Consider the following 2,035-nt stretch of genomic DNA (forward strand, 5'->3'; position numbering starts at 1 on the left):
GCGCAGGCCACCGAGAGCGCCATGCGCGCTTCCCTCAAGCTCGCCCTGGCGACCCTGCCGGCGGGCCGGGAGATCCCCGTCGTCTCCGCCACCGACCCGCTGCTCACCGGGCCGACCGAACCCGAATCGACCACGATGCGCACGGCCGCACGCCTGGCGAAGTATTTCCCGTCGAGCGCCTTCGGCCACAAGGCTCTGGCGGCCGTCTCCGGCGCGGTCGGCGGCGCTTTCGGGCTTGCGACCCTCGCGGTGGAACTGCCGCTCTCGACGACCCTGATGCTGCGCTCCATCGCGCAGATTGCGCAGGAGGAGGGCGAGGATCTGCAAAATCCCGAGAACGCCCTTGCCTGCGTCCAGGTCTTCGCCCTCGGCGGGCGCGAGGCGGCCGGCAGCGCCCTTACGGAGAGCGGCTATTTCGCGGTGCGTGCCGCCCTGGCCAAGACCATGGTGGAGGCCGCGCGCTACGCCGGCAACCGGGCCCTTGTGGACGAGGCCGCCCCCGCGCTGATCCGCTTCTCGGCGCAGATCGCGTCGCGCTTCGGCCTCGTGGTCTCGCAGAAGGTCGCCGCGCAGGCGGTGCCGATCCTCGGTGCGGTCGGCGGCGCGGCGGTCAACGCGGCCTTCATGGACCACTTCCAGTCGACGGCCCGCGCGCATTTCACCGTGCGGCGCCTGGAGCGGACCTACGGCGCGGCCCCGGTCCGCGCCGCATACGAGTCCGAGAAGGCGATGCTGGGGGTCTGACCTGCCTCAGGCTTTCGGGTAGCGGCGGGAGAGGAGCGCGTGGACGAGACGCGCCGTCTGCACCTCGCCGCCCTCCGGTCGCCCCGGCTTCGTCGACGGGTTCCAGCCGTAGAGGTCGAAATGCACGTGGGCCCGCGTGGCGGGGGCGAAGCGGCGCAGGAACAGCGCCGCCGTGATCGCCCCCGCGAAGGGGCCGCCCGAGACGTTGTTCAGGTCCGCGACCTTCGAATCCAGCAGGCTCGCATAGGGCTTGTGCAGCGGCAGGCGCCAGACGGGATCGGCGCAGGCCGCGCCGGCCGCCGAGACCGCATCGGCGAGCGCGTCGTCCTCGGTGAAGAAGGCGGGCAGGTCCGGCCCCAGGGCCACCCGCGCGGCGCCCGTCAGGGTCGCGAAGTCGATCAGGAGCTCCGGGGTCTCGGCATCCGCCAGCGCCAGGGCGTCGGCGAGGATGAGCCGACCCTCGGCATCGGTGTTGCCGATCTCCACCGTGAGGCCGGACCGGCTGCGGATGACGTCGCCCGGCCGGAAGGCGTCGCCCGAGACCGCGTTCTCCACCGCCGGCACGATCAGGCGCAGGCGCAGGCGAAGCCCTGAGCCCATCACCATGTCGGCGGCGGCGAGGGCGGCCGCGGACCCGCCCATGTCCTTTTTCATCAGCAGCATCGCGCTCGACGGCTTGATGTCGAGGCCGCCCGTGTCGAAGGCGACACCCTTGCCGACGAGCGTGACGCGCGGCGCGTCTGTCGGCCCCCAGGTCAGGTCGATCAGGCAGGGCGCGCGCGGCGACGACGAACCGACCGTATGGACGAGGGGGAAGTCGCGGGCGAGATCGGCGCCCGACACGACCGAGACGGTGGCGCCGTGACGCTCCGCGACGGCGCGGACCGCGGCCTCGATCTCGGCGGGTCCGAGGTCGTTGGCGGGCGTGTTGATGAGATCGCGCCCGTTGGCAACCGCGGTGGCGATCCGCCAGAGGGCTTCGCCATCGACGCCCTCCGGCGCCACGAGGGCGGGGCGCTCCGGCCCTGCATCGCGGTAGCGCCTGAAGCGGTAGCTGCCGAGCAGCCAAGCCAGCGTCGCCGCGGCGGCGTCGAACCCATCCGCTTCAGCAAAGCGATAGGTGCCCGGTGGGAGTGCCCCGGGGAGCTTGCCCGCCAGCATGGGGTCGCCACCGTCGCCGAGTCCGAACAGGACCGCGCCGAGCCGGCCGTCCTGCGCCGGAAGGAGAGCGAGCCGGCCCGCCTTCGGGGCGAAATCCGCCGCGCGGGCGAACGTCGCCTGCGGGCCGGGC

The 2,035-nt window shown here is 73.2% G+C and carries 2 protein-coding genes; one reads left to right on the forward strand and one right to left on the reverse strand.

Annotation, left to right across the window (positions count from 1 at the left end; translation table 11 throughout):
• A partial coding sequence (locus K2X24_RS02405) for an EcsC family protein (RefSeq protein WP_292494284.1) occupies positions 1-744 on the forward strand: 744 nt, incomplete at its 5' end.
• Between the two features lie 6 nt (positions 745-750).
• On the opposite strand, the gene K2X24_RS02410 is transcribed toward K2X24_RS02405, so the two are convergent.
• Positions 751-2,035, reverse strand: a 1,285-nt coding sequence (locus K2X24_RS02410; protein WP_292494285.1) for a M17 family metallopeptidase, incomplete at its 5' end; no start/stop codon positions are given.

This window comes from Methylobacterium sp., from assembly GCF_019750675.1.
GTDB lineage: Bacteria > Pseudomonadota > Alphaproteobacteria > Rhizobiales > Beijerinckiaceae > Methylobacterium.